The 16038-nt window shown below is 70.9% G+C and carries 20 protein-coding genes and 1 other RNA gene; 4 read left to right on the plus strand and 17 right to left on the minus strand.

Features of this window, described 5'->3' with window-relative positions; genetic code table 11:
* Positions 1-5: 5 nt before the first annotated feature.
* Together truA and fmt are read right to left on the minus strand one after the other, a co-directional pair.
* Complete coding sequence (gene truA / locus Q0R13_RS05490) at positions 6-743, minus strand: tRNA pseudouridine(38-40) synthase TruA (RefSeq protein WP_293900652.1); 738 nt, start codon at positions 741-743, stop codon at positions 6-8.
* The gene (gene fmt / locus Q0R13_RS05495; protein WP_293900655.1) at positions 743-1669 is read right to left on the minus strand and encodes a methionyl-tRNA formyltransferase; all 927 of its coding nucleotides are present in this window, start codon (positions 1667-1669) and stop codon (positions 743-745) included. Before fmt ends, truA begins: the two co-directional genes overlap by 1 nt.
* Before the next feature lie 80 nt (positions 1670-1749).
* On the opposite strand from fmt, the gene Q0R13_RS05500 reads away from it, so the two are divergent.
* Entirely contained in the window at positions 1750-2085 is a 336-nt protein-coding gene (locus Q0R13_RS05500) for a cell surface protein (protein WP_293900658.1), read from the plus strand.
* 29 nt (positions 2086-2114) lie between these two features.
* On the opposite strand, the gene def is transcribed toward Q0R13_RS05500, so the two are convergent.
* The 10 genes from def to folE2 form a co-directional block, all read right to left on the minus strand.
* Positions 2115-2624, minus strand: coding sequence for a peptide deformylase (gene def / locus Q0R13_RS05505; RefSeq protein WP_293900661.1), 510 nt, complete (start codon positions 2622-2624; stop codon positions 2115-2117).
* Between the two features lie 36 nt (positions 2625-2660).
* Positions 2661-3878, minus strand: a complete 1218-nt coding sequence (locus tag Q0R13_RS05510) for a DNA recombination protein RmuC (protein ID WP_293900664.1) — start codon at positions 3876-3878, stop codon at positions 2661-2663.
* 40 nt (positions 3879-3918) lie between these two features.
* Positions 3919-4539, minus strand: a complete 621-nt coding sequence (locus Q0R13_RS05515; RefSeq protein ID WP_293900666.1) for an isoprenylcysteine carboxylmethyltransferase family protein — start codon at positions 4537-4539, stop codon at positions 3919-3921.
* Positions 4540-4618: 79 nt separating this feature from the next.
* Complete coding sequence (recR, locus tag Q0R13_RS05520) at positions 4619-5221, minus strand: recombination mediator RecR (protein WP_293900669.1); 603 nt, start codon at positions 5219-5221, stop codon at positions 4619-4621.
* A gap of 1 nt (position 5222) precedes the next feature.
* The gene (locus Q0R13_RS05525) at positions 5223-5549 is read right to left on the minus strand and encodes a YbaB/EbfC family nucleoid-associated protein (RefSeq protein WP_293900672.1); all 327 of its coding nucleotides are present in this window, start codon (positions 5547-5549) and stop codon (positions 5223-5225) included.
* Between the two features lie 198 nt (positions 5550-5747).
* Positions 5748-7610 carry a DNA polymerase III subunit gamma/tau gene (locus tag Q0R13_RS05530; protein ID WP_293900675.1) on the minus strand — a complete coding sequence of 621 codons (1863 nt, stop codon included), beginning with the start codon at positions 7608-7610 and terminating at the stop codon, positions 5748-5750.
* 81 nt (positions 7611-7691) lie between these two features.
* Positions 7692-7790: signal recognition particle sRNA small type (gene ffs / locus Q0R13_RS05535), an RNA gene on the minus strand.
* 97 nt (positions 7791-7887) lie between these two features.
* Complete coding sequence (locus tag Q0R13_RS05540) at positions 7888-8163, minus strand: hypothetical protein (protein WP_293900678.1); 276 nt, start codon at positions 8161-8163, stop codon at positions 7888-7890.
* Positions 8164-8226: 63 nt separating this feature from the next.
* The gene (locus tag Q0R13_RS05545) at positions 8227-8685 is read right to left on the minus strand and encodes a DUF3429 domain-containing protein (RefSeq protein ID WP_293900681.1); all 459 of its coding nucleotides are present in this window, start codon (positions 8683-8685) and stop codon (positions 8227-8229) included.
* Positions 8664-9461: a GTP cyclohydrolase FolE2 gene (gene folE2, locus Q0R13_RS05550; RefSeq protein WP_293900685.1), complete on the minus strand. Its 798-nt coding sequence runs from the start codon at positions 9459-9461 to the stop codon at positions 8664-8666. The genes Q0R13_RS05545 and folE2 overlap by 22 nt, the downstream gene beginning before the upstream one ends.
* An 82-nt stretch (positions 9462-9543) precedes the next feature.
* Here folE2 and Q0R13_RS05555 point away from each other — a divergent pair, with 82 nt between their 5' ends.
* On the plus strand, positions 9544-10506 hold the full coding sequence (locus Q0R13_RS05555; RefSeq protein WP_293900688.1) for a MerR family transcriptional regulator: 963 nt from the start codon (positions 9544-9546) through the stop codon (positions 10504-10506).
* Positions 10507-10512: 6 nt separating this feature from the next.
* Here Q0R13_RS05555 and Q0R13_RS05560 read toward each other — a convergent pair whose 3' ends face one another.
* Positions 10513-11277, minus strand: coding sequence for an SDR family oxidoreductase (locus Q0R13_RS05560; protein WP_293900691.1), 765 nt, complete (start codon positions 11275-11277; stop codon positions 10513-10515).
* A gap of 139 nt (positions 11278-11416) precedes the next feature.
* On the opposite strand from Q0R13_RS05560, the gene nudC reads away from it, so the two are divergent.
* Positions 11417-12343 (plus strand): NAD(+) diphosphatase, encoded by a 927-nt coding sequence (gene nudC / locus Q0R13_RS05565; protein WP_293900694.1) that lies wholly within the window; start codon positions 11417-11419, stop codon positions 12341-12343.
* A 54-nt stretch (positions 12344-12397) separates the two neighbouring features.
* On the opposite strand, the gene Q0R13_RS05570 is transcribed toward nudC, so the two are convergent.
* The 4 genes from Q0R13_RS05570 to Q0R13_RS05585 all read right to left on the minus strand — a co-directional run bounded on the left by Q0R13_RS05570 (position 12398) and on the right by Q0R13_RS05585 (position 15312).
* A complete protein-coding gene (locus Q0R13_RS05570) occupies positions 12398-12967 on the minus strand; it encodes a PEPxxWA-CTERM sorting domain-containing protein (protein ID WP_293900696.1) in 570 nt (189 codons plus the stop codon).
* 177 nt (positions 12968-13144) lie between these two features.
* Positions 13145-13654 (minus strand): STAS domain-containing protein, encoded by a 510-nt coding sequence (locus Q0R13_RS05575; protein WP_293900699.1) that lies wholly within the window; start codon positions 13652-13654, stop codon positions 13145-13147.
* 78 nt (positions 13655-13732) lie between these two features.
* Positions 13733-14578 carry a prephenate dehydratase gene (locus Q0R13_RS05580; protein ID WP_293900702.1) on the minus strand — a complete coding sequence of 282 codons (846 nt, stop codon included), beginning with the start codon at positions 14576-14578 and terminating at the stop codon, positions 13733-13735.
* Positions 14575-15312, minus strand: a complete 738-nt coding sequence (locus Q0R13_RS05585; RefSeq protein ID WP_293900705.1) for a 3-deoxy-manno-octulosonate cytidylyltransferase — start codon at positions 15310-15312, stop codon at positions 14575-14577. Before Q0R13_RS05585 ends, Q0R13_RS05580 begins: the two co-directional genes overlap by 4 nt.
* 125 nt (positions 15313-15437) lie before the next feature.
* On the opposite strand from Q0R13_RS05585, the gene Q0R13_RS05590 reads away from it, so the two are divergent.
* The coding region (locus tag Q0R13_RS05590; protein WP_293900708.1) for a cytochrome c family protein at positions 15438-16038 on the plus strand (601 nt) is incomplete at its 3' end.

Here is a 16038-nt window from a genome sequence, read left to right on the forward strand (position 1 = left end):
TGAGATCAGTAAGAAACCCCCGTCAGATACAGCCCGTCCGCCGGGGCCACCGGACCGCAGGCCTTGCGGTCCCTGGCGTCCAGCGCCGCGCGCACGTCGTCCGCCGTCCAGCGCCCGACGCCCACCTCCGCAAGGGTCCCGGTCATCGAGCGGACCTGGCGATGCAGGAACGAGCGGGCGGCGAACTCCAGGATCACCTCCTCGCCCACGCGGCGCACGGCCGCGACGTCCAGGGTCTTCATCGGCGATTTCGCCTGGCAGGCCAGGTCGCGGAAGGTGGTGAAGTCGTGGTGGCCGACCAGCACCTGGGCGGCCGCGTGCATGGCGTCGGCGTCCAGTGGCTTCTTCACATGCCAGACCCGGCCCTGCTCCAGCGCGGGCGGGCTGGGCCGCCCCAGGATGCGGTAGCGATAGCGGCGCCCGGTGGCCGAGAAGCGGCTGTGCCAGCGGTCCTCCGCCACGCTGGCCTCCAGCACGGCGATCGGTTCGGGCACGAGGTAGGCGTTCAGCGCATTGCGCACGGTCTCGGCCGGCCAGGCCTTGGCCAGGTCGACGTGGGCCACCTGCCCCATCGCATGCACCCCCGCGTCGGTGCGCCCCGCGGCGCTCACCCGCAGGTCCTCGCCGCAGAAGCTCTTGACCGCGCGTTCCAGCGACCCCTGGACCGACGCCAGCCCGGGCTGGGCCTGGTACCCATGAAAGGGCCGGCCGTCATATTCGATGAGCAGGCGGTAGCGGGGCATCAGCCCAGCCGCGTCCCGGCCGGCACGGGCGTGCCGCGCAGAAAGACTTCGGCGTCCTGCGGCCCCTTGCCCTCCCGCTGCACCCGCAGCAGCCGCACGGCGCCCTCGCCGGTTCCGACCAGCAGGCGATCGTCCAGGGTGACGCCGGACTCGCCCGCCTCATCCTCGAACGCAGAGAGCAGGGCCTTCACCCGCACGGGCCCTTTGTCGCCCGGCAGCTCGAGCCAGGCGCCGGGCGAGGGCGAATAGCCGCGGATCTTGCCGTCCAGCGCCCGGCCGGGCTTCGTCCAGTCCAGGCGCGCGAATTTGGCGCTGAGCTTCTTGGCATAGGTCACGCCTTCGGCCGCCTGGGGCGTCTCCACCGCCCGGCCGGCCTCAATATCCGCCAGGGTCCGGACGATCAGCTCGGCGCCGGCCGCGGCCAGGCGGTCCTGCAGGGTGGCCGTGGTCTCCAGGGCGTCGATCCTAACGGTGGCGGTGGCCAGCACCGGGCCCTCGTCCAGCCCCTCGGTCATCCGCATCACCTGGACCCCGGTCACCTTGTCCCCGGCCATGATCGCCCGCTGGATCGGCGCCGCACCCCGCCAGCGGGGCAGCAGGGAGCCGTGGACGTTGAACGACCCCAGCCGCGGCGCGTCCAGCACGGCGGCCGGCAGGATCTGGCCGAACGCCACCACCACGGCCGCGTCCAGGCCCAGGCCCGCGAAGGCCGCGATCTCGGCGGGATCGCGCATCGAGGCCGGCGTGCGGACGAGGATGCCATGCGCCTCGGCGAAGGCGTGCACCGGCGAGGGCTTCAGCTCATGCCCCCGCCCGCGCGGGGCCGGCGGCTGGGAGTAGGCGCAGGCCACCTCGTGGCCGGCCGCGACGATGGCGGCCAGCGCGGCGACGGCGAAGTCGGGGGTGCCGAGGAAGGCGAGACGCATGGGCGGGGTTTAGCGGTCGGGGGCGTCCAAGGGAACTTCGGGCCAAGCTAGGCCGTTGGATAGGTCGAACGGAGCTCCCCATGCGCCACATCGCCCTCCTCACCGCCGCCGGACTCGCCCTGGCGCTCAGCGCCTGCTCGAAGGCAGACCAGGCCAAGACCGACGCAGACGTCCATGCCGCCGCCTCCGACGTCGCCCAGGCGGGCCACGAGGTCGCCACCAGCCCGGTGGTGCAGAAGGCAGGCGAGAGCCTGAAGGACGCCGCCCACGACACCGGCACAGTGCTCAAGGAAACCGCCAAGGGCGCGGTCAGCGGGGCCAAGGCGGGCTACGCCGAGGCCAAGGGCGACCATCCTTCCGACGACTCGACCACGACGACCACAACCACGACCACGGTGGAGAAGAAGACCCACTAAGCGCGGACGAAACCTTGTGAAGCGTCCCGCTAAGCCGCTTTCACCATCTTCTTGACCTTCTTCACCGCCTGCTCGCGCTTCAGCCGTGACAGGTGGTCGATGAACAGCACGCCTTCCAGGTGGTCCATCTCGTGCTGGATGCAGACGGCGAACAGGCCCTCGGCGTCCTCCTCCACGGTCTCGCCCTGGTAGTTCAGGTAGCGCAGCTTCACCTGCGCCGGGCGCTCGACCTCGTCGTAGATCTCCGGCACCGACAGGCAGCCCTCCTCGTAGGGCGCGGTCTCTTCGGAGGCCCAGAGGATCTCCGGATTCACGAAGAACCGCGGCTGCTTCGCCTCCTCGGGCCGGTGCAGGTCCATGACTATGACCCGCTTGGGCACGCCCACCTGGATCGCCGCCAGGCCGATGCCAGGCGCCGCGTACATGGTCGCCAGCATGTCGTCCATCAGCACGCGCAGATCGTCGTCCACGACCTCCACCCGCTTGGAGACCTGTTTCAGCACAGGATTGGGGACGAGGAGGATCTCACGCAGGGCCATGGCGCGGAGGTAAGGTCGCCGGCCCTGAGGGTCAAGCTAGGCTTCGTCGCCTGCGACCAGACGCATCGGCGGCGCCTCGACCGTGCTCAGCTTGGCCAGGGGTCGCACGGCGGTATCCAGGGGTTCCAGGGTCTCGATGGACTTGCCCTGGTGGTCGACCTTCAGGTCCTCGAAGCGGCGGGCCTGGGTCAGGACCTGGGTCTCCAGCGAGCCCACGAACTGGTTGTAGCGGCCGACCGCCGCCTCCAGCGCCTTGCCCACCGAGCCGGCGTGGGCGCCCATCACCGAGATGCGCTTGTAGAGGTCGCGGCCCAGCTCGGCGATCAGCTTGGCGTTGGCCGCCTGCTCCTCGACCCGCCAGCCGTAGACCACCGCCTTGCAGAGCGCGAACAGGGTCGACGGCGTGACGATCACGACGCGCTTGTCCATGGCGTCGTTCATCAGTTCCGGCGCCCGGTCCAGCGCCGCGGCCAGGGCCGAGTCCAACGGCACGAACATGGCCACGAAGTCCGGCGAGTTCTCGAACTGGTCCCAGTAGGCCTTGGCCGACAGCCCCTGAACGTGGCCGCGCACGCTGGCGACATGGCGCAGGCCCGCGGCGTCGCGGCCTAGGTCGTCGGTGGCCTCCTGCAGCTCCAGGAAGGCGTTCAGCGAGCATTTGGCGTCGATGACGAACAGCCCGCCGCCCGGCAGGCGCACGGTCACGTCGGGCCGGCGGCGGCCCTCCTCGGTGTCGGTGGAGGTCTGTTCGTCGAAGTCGTACCGGCAGGAAAGGCCGGCGGCGTCCAGCACGTTGCGCAGCGTCTGCTCGCCCCAGCGCCCCTGCACGCCGGCCCCGCGGCGCAGGGCCGACGACAGCTTGCGCGCCTCGTCCTGGGTGGCGGTGGCGGCCAGCAGCATCTGGGCGATCTGTTCCTTCAGGCCGCCGGTCTCCTCGGCCCGCTGCTTCTCGACGGCGGTCACCTGCTCCTGGAATTTCTGCAGGCTCTCGGCCACCGGCTTCAGCTGAGCCTCCAGCCGGGCCTGGGCCAGCTGCTCGCGGTTGCGCACCGCCTCCTCATTCCGCTTCAATATCTCCTCGGCGACATTGGCCGCGGACTGGGTCACCTGGGCGGCCAGCAGGTCGCCGTGGCCCTCGATCAGCTTCATGCGCAGCTCGGCGTGGGCGGCGCGGCCGCGCTCGCGCAAGGCCCAGGCGACGGCCGCGGCGGCGGCGAGGGCGCAGAGTATGGCGAGGAAGAGCAGGTCGTTCATGCTGCGTTCTTAGCGCAGCGGCTGAGTCGAGCCTACCCGTTCAATAGAGGCCGGGCACCAGCCGGAACGGCGCGGTGCGGGCGTAGTCGCGATAGGCCACGTCCTGCATCAGCACCTTTTCTTCCGCCGATATGCGCGCGATCTGCAGGCCCCAGGCCACGCCGTAGACGATGGCGTTCCAGACGCTGGGATTGGCCAGCAGGAACCCGGCCTGCGTTACGATGTAGCCGGCGTACATCGGGTGGCGCATGAACCGGTAGGGGCCCTCGCGCTTGACGCCCCGGTTGGCCGCGGTGAGGCCGAAGCTGCGGTTCAGCGCCACCTTGGCGGCGATGCTGAGCAGGCCGCCGGCGATCATGATCAGGCCGCCGATCCACTCGGGGCCATAGGACCCGCCGCCAGGGCGGACCAGCAGGCCGCAGGTGGTGCCAGTGAGGGCGATCGCCACGGCGTAGATCGACAGGTCGGCGACCTGGGCGCGCCGCCGGAACAGCACCATGGCCACCGCCGCGCACTCCGAGGTCAGCAGCACGCTGTCGAATGGGTGGGCGGCGAGCGAGGGCAGGAAGCGCGAGATGATCGAGACGCCCAGCACCGTGACGAACGCCCGCTCGGCGTAATCGTAGACCCGCTCCCACAGCCCGCCCGTCGGAATCTTCATCGCCGCCAACTCCACGCTCGGCCGCCAGCATCGCGCGGGAACGGTGAAGGAGCCGGCAAGGACTATGGTTAGGCGGCGGTTAGGCCGGTCGGCGCGCGCGCATGGCCTGGGCGATAGTGCCGTCGTCCAGCCAGTCCAGCTCGCCGCCTACCGGCACGCCGCGCGCCAGCATGGTCACGGAGACGTTCGCGGCCGCCAGCCGATCGGCCAGGTAGTGGGCGGTGGTCTGGCCGTCGACGGTGGCCGGTAGGGCCAGGATCACCTCGTGCACGTCCTCGACCGCCGCCCGGGCCACCAGCGGGCCGATGCGCAAGGCGTCCGGACCGACGCCGTCCAGCGCCGAGAGCAGCCCGCCCAGCACGTGGTAGCGGCCTCGGAACGCGCTGGCCCGCTCCATGGCCCAGAGCGCGCCCACCTCCTCGACGACGCAGATCAGCGCCCCGTCGCGGCCGCGGTCGGAACAGATGGCGCAGGGGTTCTGGGTGTCGAGCGCGCCGCAGACCTGGCAGGTCCTGACCCGCGCCGCCGCATCGGCCAGGGCGTCGGCTAACGGCAGCAGCAGCTGATCGCGCCGTTTCAGCAGCGCCAGCGCCGAGCGGCGCGCCGACCTCGGTCCAAGCCCGGGCAGCTTGGCGAGAAGCCCGATCAGGCGTTCGATCTCGGGTCCTGCGGAGGCGGCCAAGTCAGAACTTCGGCATGCCCGGCAGGTTCATCCCCGCCAGGGGCCCGGCGGCCTCGCGCATCAGGCTCCCCTGCTGATCGTCCAGCTTGCGCCGGGCGTCGGCGTGGGCGGCGATCACCAGATCGGCGACCATCTCCGCCTCGCCCGGCGCCATCAGGCTGGCGTCGATGTCCAGCCGCGCCAGCTCGCCGGAGCCGCGCAGCATCAGCCGCACGGCCCCGCCGCCGGCCATGCCCTCGATCTCCAGGGCGGCGATCTTCTCCTGGGCCTCGGCCATGCGCTGCTGCACGGCCTGGGCCTGCTTCATGATCGATCCGAGGTCTTTCATGGGGACTTGCTCCAATGTCTCCTCTGCCCCGGGCGAAGCCCGAGAGGGAGAGGGTAGGGAGAGGGTCGGCTGGGCGACGCCAGCTTGCGATCAATGGCGCGCCGCGGGGAGATCATGGCGGGACGGGGAGCGGCGGCGGGATCTTCTGAGCCGACCCTCTCCCTACGCTCTCCCTCTCGCTTCGCAGGGGAGAGGAAATTACTCATCATCGTCGTCCTCCGTCGGCGGCGCGGCCTCGGCCGGCGCCTCGGGCTGAGCGGCGTTGCGGATGCCGACGATCTCGGCCCCCGGGAAAGCCGCCATCACCGAGCGCACGAACGGGTCCTGCTCCACCTCGGCGCGGACCTCGCGCTCGCCGCGCTTCTGCTTCTCCCAGGCGCTCTCAGCCCCGCCGCCGCCCTGGGTGGAGAGCAGCCAGCGCTCGCCGGTCCACTCCTTCAGCCGCCCGACCAGCCGCTGCGCCAGGTCGGCCGGCGCGCCCGGCGCGGGCTCGTATTCGATGGCGCCCGGCCGGAACCGAATCGGGCGGATGAACCGCTCCACGTCCAGCTTCAGGCGGATGTCGCGCCGCCGGTCGATCAGCGCCAGCAGGTCCTCGAACGAGGTCAGGCTGGTCGCCGGCTCGATGGCCGGCTGGGGCGCCGCGCCCGGCGAAGTCATTGGCTGGCGAGCCACCGCGGACAGGCGGCCGCCACCCCCGCCGCTGCCCGACGGCGAGCCCCCGCCCTGCAAAGAACCGCCTTGCGAAGGCCCACCTTGCGAGGCGCCGCCCGAACCAGCGGCCGGCGCGGGCGTCTCGCCGCCTTGCAGGCGCCTCAGCGCCTCCTCCGGCCCCGGCAGGTCGGCCGCATAGGCCAGGCGGATCAGCGCCATGTCCACCGCCGCAGCCGCGTCCGGCGCGCGCCGGACCTCCTCGTAGGCCTTGAGCGTCAGCTGCCAGATCCGCGAGAGGGTCCCGGCCGAGACGGCCGCCCCCACGGCCGCCAGCCGCAGCGCCTGTTCCTTCGGCAGCACCAGGGCCTGCGGCCCCACCGCTTTAGCCACCGAGGCGCCGTGGCAGTGGTCCAGCAGGTCCATCACCACCTGGTCCGGATTGGCGCCATAGCCATAGAGCGCCCGGAACGTCTCGATCGCCTCCCCCGCCTGGCCGCGCATCACCTGTTCGAAGAGGGAAATGGTCTGGGCGCGATCGGCCAGTCCCAGCATGTCGCGGATCGAGGCCGCGCTCACCGTCTGGCCGGGGTCGGCCTGGACGATCGCCTGGTCCAGCATCGACTGGCCGTCCCTGACCGAGCCCTCCGCAGCGCGGGCGATGAGCATCAGCCCGTCGGCCTCGACCCGCGCGCCCTCGGCCTCGCAGATCATCTCCAGGTTCTTGACCAGTACGTCCGGCTCGACGCGGCGCAGGTCGAACCGCTGGGTGCGCGACAGGATGGTCACCGGCACCTTGCGGATCTCTGTGGTGGCGAAGATGAATTTGGCGTGCGGCGGCGGCTCCTCCAGCGTCTTCAGCAGCGAGGCGAACGCCGAGCCGGAAAGCATATGCACTTCATCGATGATGTAGACCTTGTAGCGCCCCTCGATCGGCCCATAGCGGACGCTCTCCAGCAAGGTGCGCATGTTGTCGACGCCGGTCTGGGTCGCGGCGTCGAGTTCCAGGACATCGATGTGCCGGCCTTCGATGATCGCGCGGCAGTGGCGCCCCTCCTCGCGGAAGTCGACGGTCGGCACATGCACGGTGTCGGTCTCGTAGTTGAACGCCCGCGCCAGCAGCCGCGCCGTGGTGGTCTTCCCCACCCCGCGCACCCCGGTCAGCATGAAGGCATGCGCGATCCGCCCCGACGAGAAGGCGTTGCGCAGCGTCCGCACCATGGCCTCCTGGCCATAGAGATCCTCGAACGTCCGCGGCCGGTACTTGCGCGCGATGACGGTGTAGGCGGCGGACTCTTCGGCGGCGGCGGCGGGTGGTGGCTGCGCGGCCGGCGCGCCGAACATGTCCACGGCGTTGGGATCGCGCTCAGGCGGCAGATCGTCGTCGCGCGTGAGGTCTTCGTCCGCCATCCGCCTATGTAAGTTGGCGGTCCCACCCCGGCAAAGGGGAAAGCCCACGCGGCCGTGGATAAAGCCTCGGGACAAGGGGTTGGGTGGAGACCGAACGACGACCCGGAACGGAATTCGTTGTGGCTGCTGCCTTCCGGCCCTGACCAGGTTGGCGAAGCGTCCGCCCGCCGCCGATCTCCGAGTGGGGATATGGCGGATCGGGGGCATCGGGGCAAGGGGCCGGACGTCGCAGAGTCGGAAGCCTGGTCAGGCTCAACGGGTCAGTCGGCGTCCTCGACTAGCCCCCCGCCGACTCTCCAGGGCTCGCGTCGTTCGGCGCCTGGCGTTCGGTCTGGGCTTCGTCACGCCGCAGCTGGTCCGGGCCGCGGTCGTCAGGATGGGCGCTGGCGCCGCCGTGGGGGCCGGACTGAGCGCCGTGCTCGATGCGGCCGGTCTCCACCTCGGTGCGGGAGAAGACCTGTTCCTGGCCGGTCTCCAGCCGCTCGTCGTCCTGGCGGCTCGGCGGGTTGGCCGCGGCCCGGCGCTGCTCGAGTTCCTCCGGCGTCATCTGCATGGGGCTTGCCTCCATGCGGTGGAAGCGCCGCCCGGGGGCGGAGGTTCCCGGGGCCGCCGCGCCTCACCGCGCCAGCAGGGTGAAGCCCAGGCACAGACCGCCGACCGCGCCCACGGTGAGCAGGCCGCGCAGGCGCGGGTACCAGGCCGGCGGGTCGGTGGCGCGCAGGTCCCACAGCCAGGCCAGGGTCAGCGCCCCTGCGAGGGCCAGCAACTGCAGGCCGCCGGCCCCATGTGCGACGATCATCAGCGCCAGGCCGGCCAGGGTGGGCGTCATGGCCAGCCCGATCGTGACAGGGTCCGGGGTCACGGCCTTGATCGCCATCCCCCAGCGCGCGCCGCCCAGGAACGACAGGATCAGGGCGCCATAGGCCGCCTGCACCACCGCGGCGGCCTGCGACCAGGCCGGAAACGCCAGCATCGCCGCCGGCGCGGCCCAGAACGGGATCAGTCCGGCCAGGCCATAGGCCAGCGCGACCGGCGGGACCCGCGCGCCGGCCGCTACTGCGGACCCGTCAGCCACGCGTAGGCCGAATGGTTGTGGATCGACTCGAAGTTCTCCGACGAGACCTCGTAACGCGCCACCCGCGCGTCGCCGGCCAGGGCCACGGCGATGTCGCGCACCAGGTCCTCGACGAACTTCGGGTTCTCATAGGCCCGCTCGGTCACGTACTTCTCGTCGGGCCGCTTCAGCAGGCCCCACAGCTCGCAGGACGCACTGGACTCCGCGATGTCGATCAGGTCCTCGATGGGCAGGCTGACACCCGCCGCCAGGGTGGCCGCGATCACGATGTGGGAGCGCTGGTTGTGCGCGCCGTAGAGCGAGATCTGCTTCGAGCAGGGGCAGAGGCTGGTCACCGGGGTCAGCACCTGTTGGGTGACCTCCAGCCGGCCGTCGGCCTGTTCGGCCCGCAGCGTCACTTGATAGTCCAGCAGGCTCGCCACGCCCGAGACCGGCGCGGTCTTGCGGACGAAATAGGGTAGCCGGAACTCGATCAGGCCGCTGTCCGCCTCGAGCCGCCCCAGCATCACCGTCATCATCTCGCCGAGGGTCTCGGCCGACAGCGGCGCCTCGAACGCCCCCAGCACCTCCAGGAACCGCGACATGTGCGTGCCCTTCAGGTGCGCGGGCAGGCGCACATACATGTCGACCGTGGCGACGGACGGTTGCGCCCCGTCACGGGTGGCGACCCACACCGGGTGGGTCACGGACTTCACGCCCACCCGCTGGATCGCGAGGTTGCGCAAATCGGCGCTGGCCTGCACATCGGGCAGGTCTACAGGGACTTGGATATTCATGGCGGCCTCGACCCTTGCCTATTTGTCCTAGACAAATAGGCCGACGCAACTCATTGTCCAGTCAGTTCATGCAGATTTGTCCATGACAGATATTCCCCCGTCGTCCAGCCTCCCGCCGCCGATGAGCATCGCCGCGGTCGAGCGGGACTGTGGCATATCCAAGGACACCCTACGGATCTGGGAACGGCGTTACGGCTTTCCCACCCCGCTGCGCGACGCCAACGACGAGCGCCTCTACCCCGCCGACCAGGTAGCCCGGCTGCGCCTGCTGCGCCGCCTGATCGGCGCCGGCCATCGGCCCGGCAAGGTGGTGGCGCGGCCGGAGGCCGAGTTGCTCGCCCTGCTGCGCGAACTGGACGCCGCGCCTATGGCCGGCGGCCCGGTCGGCGGTGACGGCCGCGCCGCGGACGCCGCCCAGGTGCTCGACGCCCTGATCGCGCACGACGCCGAGCGGCTGCGCGACAGCTTGGCCGGCCTGCTGCTACGCGAAGGCCTGCGCGCCTTCGCCGCCCAAATCGGCCCCGGTCTCACCCAGGTCGTGGGCGCCGCCTGGGCCCGTGGCGAACTGGAGATCCATCAGGAACACCTGTTCACCGACCAGTTCACCAGTGTCCTGCGGGCCGCCATCGGCGCGGCGACCGCCGCCGGCGGCCTGCGCGAGGGCCCACGGGTGCTGCTCACCACGCTGCCGGAGGAACCGCACGGCCTGGGCCTGCTGATGGCCGAGGCGATCTTCGTCCTGGAGGGCTGCCGCTGCGTCTCGCTTGGCGTCCAGACCCCGGTCCGTGACGTGGCGCTCGCCGCCCGGGCCCATCGCGCCGACGTCCTGGCTCTTTCGTTCTCCGCCGCCGTCAGCGCCGGCCAGGCGCGCGCCGGCCTTGCCGACCTGCGCGCCGTCGCGCCCGCCGACGTCGAGATCTGGGCCGGGGGCGCCTGCCCGGGCCTGCGCGAACCGCCCGGCGTCCGCCGCCTGCGCGACCTGCCGGGGATCAGCGCCGAGGTGGCGCGCTGGCGCACCAGCGCCGCCCTGCGCGACGGCGCCTGAGCGCCCTCACCCCCCGAACCGCCGGTTCAGCTTGCGCATGCCGCCGATCCAGCGGCCGTAGTCGTTGGTCTTGTTGCGCATGTAGTCCAGCACCTCCGGGTGCGGCAGGATCAGGAACTGCTCGGCCTCGATCCCGCGCACCACCGACTCGGCCAGGACCTCCGGCTCCATCATGCCGTCGATGCTGGCCACGCCGTCGGGGTTGCCGGCGGTCATCGCCGTGCGCACCGCCTGCGGGCACAGCACCGAGACCTTGATGCCGGCGTCGCCGTGGGTGATGGCCAGCCATTCGGCCAGGCCCACCGCGGCGTGCTTGGTCACCGCATAGGGCGCCGAGCCGATCTGCGACAGCAGCCCCGCCGCCGAAGAGGTGTTGAGCAGGTAGCCGCCGCCCCGCGCCGCCATCCGCGGCACCAGGTGGCGGGCGGCCCAGACGTGGGCCATGACGTTGATGTCCCAGATCCGCTGCCAGTCGGCGTCGGGGGTCTCGGCCCCGCCGCCCACGCCGATGCCGGCGTTGGAGCAGAACAGGTCGATCGGCCCGTGGTCGGCCTCAACCGTCTCGATCAGGGCGGCGATCTGCGCCTCCTTCGACACGTCGACCTTGAAGGCGACCCCGCCGATCCCGGCCGCGGTGGCCTGGGCGCCCGGCTCGTCGCGGTCGGCGCAGACCACCAGCTTCGCCCCCTCGGCGTGGAACCGCTGGGCGAGCGCGCGGCCGATGCCGCTGGCCGCGCCCGTGACGACAATGATGCGATCTTTCAGGTCCATGGCTCAGGCGCCTCCCCGGTTTATGCTTGGTCTGCGGCCATTGGATCAGACTCGGCGGCCGGGGACATCAGGGTTTCGACGTGCTTGAACGCGGCGCCTGGGGTTGGGCTTCGCCGACTCCCGCGCTAACAACGCGGCCATGTCGCTCAGCTTCTTCCAGAACACCTTCGCCGGTAACCCGCTCGACCGCGCCTCCGACCGGCGCAGCAACGCCGACTGGATCGCCGAACAACTGGCCTCGCCCGACAGCCTGGGCGTCGCCGTCTGGAACGGACGCCCGTTCATCGAGAAGACCAAGGACGGCGGCGTCCAGATCGCCTACCTGCCGGCCAAGCTGGCCAGCGACCTGGCCGGGGGCCCCGAGCGCCTGCTGTTCATGGGCCTCTGGAAGGAGACCGCGATCTTCGCGGTCGACATGGAGGGCGAGGCCGATCCTGGCCAGGGGCCCCTGCAGGGCCTGGGCGAGTTCAAGGACCTGCGCCAGATCGCCCTGCAGCTGCCGCCGACCGACGCGGCGATCATGGCCACCGCCAAGCAGATGTTCGAATGGCGCCGCCGCCACGCCTACTGCGCCAACTGCGGCCAGCCCAGCCAGACCATGGACGGCGGCTGGAAGCGCCGGTGCCCGTCCTGCAAGGTCGAGCACTTCCCGCGCACCGACCCGGTGGTGATCATGCTGGCCTACCATGGCGAGCGCTGCATGCTGGGCCGCCAGGAAATGTGGCCGAAGGGGATGTTCTCGGCCCTGGCGGGTTTCCTGGAGCCCGGCGAGAGCATCGAGGAGGCCTGCGCCCGCGAACTCAACGAGGAGGCAGGGCTGCACACGCGGCAGGTGCGCTACCATTCGACCCAGCCCTGGCCCTATCCGTCATCGTTGATGATCGGGCTGATCGCCGAGGTTGAGGACGAGGAGGGCGCGCCGGACCAGAGCGAGCTCTCGGAGATCCGCTGGTTCACCCGCGATGAGGCCCGCCTGCTGCTGAAGGGCGAGCTTCCCGACGTCCTTACACCGTCCCCGATGGCCATCGCCCACCAACTGATCCGCGCCTGGGCGGAAGAGAGCTAGCCTTGGCTCAGCGGCCTTCCCGCCCGGTCGGGCGGGAAGGCCGTCAGATAGCGGTCAGGCGGCCCCGAGCTTGCGCCGCGTGCGGATCGCGGCGCCGAGGCCGCCGAAGCCCATCAGCATCAACGCCCAGGACGCCGGCTCGGGAACGGCGGCGCCGCCGCCGTGAACGGTGATGTTCAACGCGTCGAGGGCGCGGATCGGCGCCGCACCCGCCGTCTGCCCCAGAACAGCGGGGCCTTCGATGCAATAGTGCGCGGCGCAGGCGTAGGGACTGGGCGGCGGGAAATTGCCGAAGTCTTCGTAGATGTTGAAATTCAATCCGCCGCCGACGTCAAACGCGATGCCGGCAGTGTCCACGACGACCGGCGAGGTCGCATAGACCTGATTGTCGGCGCCGTCGTAGCCGCTGAGCCCAAGAATGGTCAGGCCGTCGATCGTGCCGGTGACCGACGTCAGGTGGAAGATCGCGGGATCGACAAGATCCTGGTCGGCGGTGAAGGTGCCGCCCCCCATCGTCCCGTTCGCCGCAGTGTAGCTCCAGTCCAGCAGCGTGGCGTGGGCCGCGGTCGCCTGCAGAAGCGCGAAGGCGCCCGCCAGGCCCAGAAACGTCATCTTCGAAACCATCTGAATGTCCCCCTGAGCCACGCCGCGGCAGACTTGGCCGCGAGACCCTGACGGAACAGAGATGCGCAACCGCCCTGAGCGTCAATGTGACTCTCCGGTCAGGGGAATGGGGATCCGCCCACGCGAGCGTCGCCGCGTCCACGCCAATCCGGCGATGAGCGGTATCGCGCAGAGAGCCTAGGCGGTCGCCGGGCGCCGCACGGCCAAGGCGCGATAGGCCGCGGTCGCGTCGGGGTAGATCTCGAACAGCTGGTCGTACTGGGAGATCGCGAAGATCTCCGCGTTCAGGCGGTTAAGGCCGCAGACGGCGATCTGCCCGCCCGCCGCCAGTTCCCGCCAGCCCAGGGCCAGCGCCCGCAGGCCGCGCGAGGACAGCCGGTCGACCCGGCGCAGGTCGAGGATCAGCACCCCGCCCACGCCGTTGACCGCCTGGACCTCATCCACCAGCCAGCTGGCGAACGGCTGCCAGTTGTGGGCGCCGACCTCCGTCTCGGTCGGGCAGACCAGCAGGATGCGGCCGACGCGCGCCTGGTCGATGACGCCGGCCGTGAACCGCGCGACACAGGCCGGCGGCTCGGCGCTGCCCGGGGCGAAGCTGCGCTCGATGCGGATCTCTCGCCCGGGCGCCGCGTCGTCGCGGTCGCGCCGCGCCTCCGGGGCGTTTGTCGGCTGCTGAGTCGTCGCCATGGCTGCTGACCGATGTCCTTTGACCAGGACCCCTCAACGCCGGGGCGCGCCCGCTGTTCCGACGCTCAAGCCTCGGTGTCAGCCGCGGCTGCGGAACGCGTCGGCGGGATAGACGCCCAGGATCTCGAACCGGTCGGTGAAGAACGCCAGTTCCTCGAACGCCAGGGCCAGGCCCCGGTCCTCCGGCCGGCCATCGACCTCGGCGTAGAAGAAGGTGGCGGTGAAGGCGCCGTTCTCCATGTAGCTCTCGAGCTTGGTCATGTTGACGCCGTTGGTGGCGAACCCGCCCATGGCCTTGTAGAGCGCCGCCGGCAGGTTGCGGACCCGGAACACGAAGCTGGTGACGCAGGGGCTGGTGAAGGGCGGCGGCGGCGGCGCCGCGTCGGCGGTCATCACCAGGAAGCGGGTGGTGTTCGAGTGCTCGTCCTCGACGTCGCGCGCCAGGATCTCGAGGCCGTAGATCTGCGCCGCCAGCGCAGGCGCGATGGCCGCCCGGGTCGGGTCGGGCCGCTCGGACAGCATCCGCGCCGCGCCGGCGGTGTCGCCCACCGGTTCGCCCTTCAACTTCAGCCGCTTCACGGTCTTGCGGCACTGGTGCAGGGCGATGGCCATGCTCTGCACGGTCTGCAGGTCCTCCAGCTTCACCCCCTTGTTGGCCATCAGCTGGAAATGGATCGGCTTGAACCGCTCGCCGACAATCTTCAGGCCCGACGAGGGCAGCAGGTGGTGCACGTCGGCGACCCGCCCGGCGATGGAATTCTCCACCGGGATCATACCCAGCTGGCAGTCGCCCGACTTCACGGCCTCGAACGCCTCCTCGAAGGTCGGGTGCGGAACCGGCTCCATGTCCGGGAAGGCGGTGGTGCACGCCTCATGGCTGTTGGCGCCCAGTTCGCCCTGGAAGGCGATGCGTCCGCTGCTCATGAGGTGGTCCTTGCATAGTCACGGGCCCGCGACAGGTCGGCGGGGTTGTCCACGGAGATCGGCGCGTCGGCGGCCACGGCGGCCCAGATCGAGAGGCCCAGTTCCATCGCGCGCAGCTGTTCCAGCTTCTCGCGCCGCTCCAACGGCGATGGCGGGGCGGCGTTGAACCGCGCCAGCGCCGCCCGGCGATAGCCATAGATCCCGATGTGACGCCAGACCGGGCCTTCGCCATAGAGGGCGGAGCGGGTGAAGTAGAGGCAGCGGCCGCTCAGCCCGTCCGGCTGCATCGCCAGCACCGCCTTCACGACGTCGGGGTTGGCGCGGTCGGCGGGCGACGATTCGGGCGCCACCACCGTGGCGATGTCGCACTCCGGCCGGGCCGCCAGCAGGGCTGCACAGGCCTTGAGCACGGACGGCCCCACAAACGGCATGTCGCCCTGCAGGTTGATCACCGCGTCATGGGCGCCCGCCGGATCCAGCTGCGCCAGGGCCGCCAGGATGCGGTCGGAGCCCGACGGCAGATCCGGGTCGGTCAGCACCGCGCGGCCGCCCGCCGCCTCTACCGCCTCGACGATTGCCGAATCGCCCGCCGCAACGGCGACAGGCCCCACATTTGCCGCCTCGGCCTGGCGCAGGACCCGCACGATCATGGGCACGCCGCCGATGTCCGCCAGAGGCTTCCCCGGCAGGCGTGTCGCGGCCATGCGCGCGGGGATAAGGACGATCGGGTTCATCACATGCTTGGGCGGTTGCGCGAGCGCCGGTAGCGTGTAAGAGAGCCGCACGCAATAAGGGGCGGGATTCCCGCGCGTTCCGGGGCTATCTCCCCGTGACCGATGAGAGGCGCGACTAGGGGCAAATGAGCGACCTTACGTTCAACAAGTTCGCCGGCGCGGCCTTGGCCACGTGCTTCGCCCTGGCCGGTCTCGTGCAGCTTTCCTCCCACGTCTTCGAACAGGAGCCGGCCAAGACGCCCGGCTACGTGATCGCGATCAAGGAAGACGCGGGCAGCGGCCCGGCCGTCGCCGACACCCCGCCCGACTGGGGCACGATCCTGCCGACGGCCGACGTCGCCGCGGGCCAGGCGGTGTTTGCCAAGTGCCAGTCCTGCCACAACGCCGATCCCGGCGGCCCGAACGGAACCGGCCCGAACCTCAATGGCGTGGTCGGCCGCAAGCCCGGCAGCCACCCCGGCTTCGCCTATTCCTCCGGCATGACCGCGTTCAGCGCCAAGCAGGCGGTGTGGGACTACGACCACATCTACGAATTCCTCAAGGGCCCGCAGAAGTACATCGAGGGCACCAAGATGAGCTTCGTCGGCCTGAAGCAGCGGGAAGATCGCATCGCCGTCATCGCCTACCTGAAGAGCCAGGGGGGCACCCTGCCGATCCCGGCCCCCGATCCCTCGCGCGCGCCCGGCGCGGCGGCGGCCCCGGCGGCCGGCGCGGCGGCCGCGGCAG

Source organism: Phenylobacterium sp. (genome assembly GCF_025351295.1).
GTDB lineage: Bacteria > Pseudomonadota > Alphaproteobacteria > Caulobacterales > Caulobacteraceae > Phenylobacterium.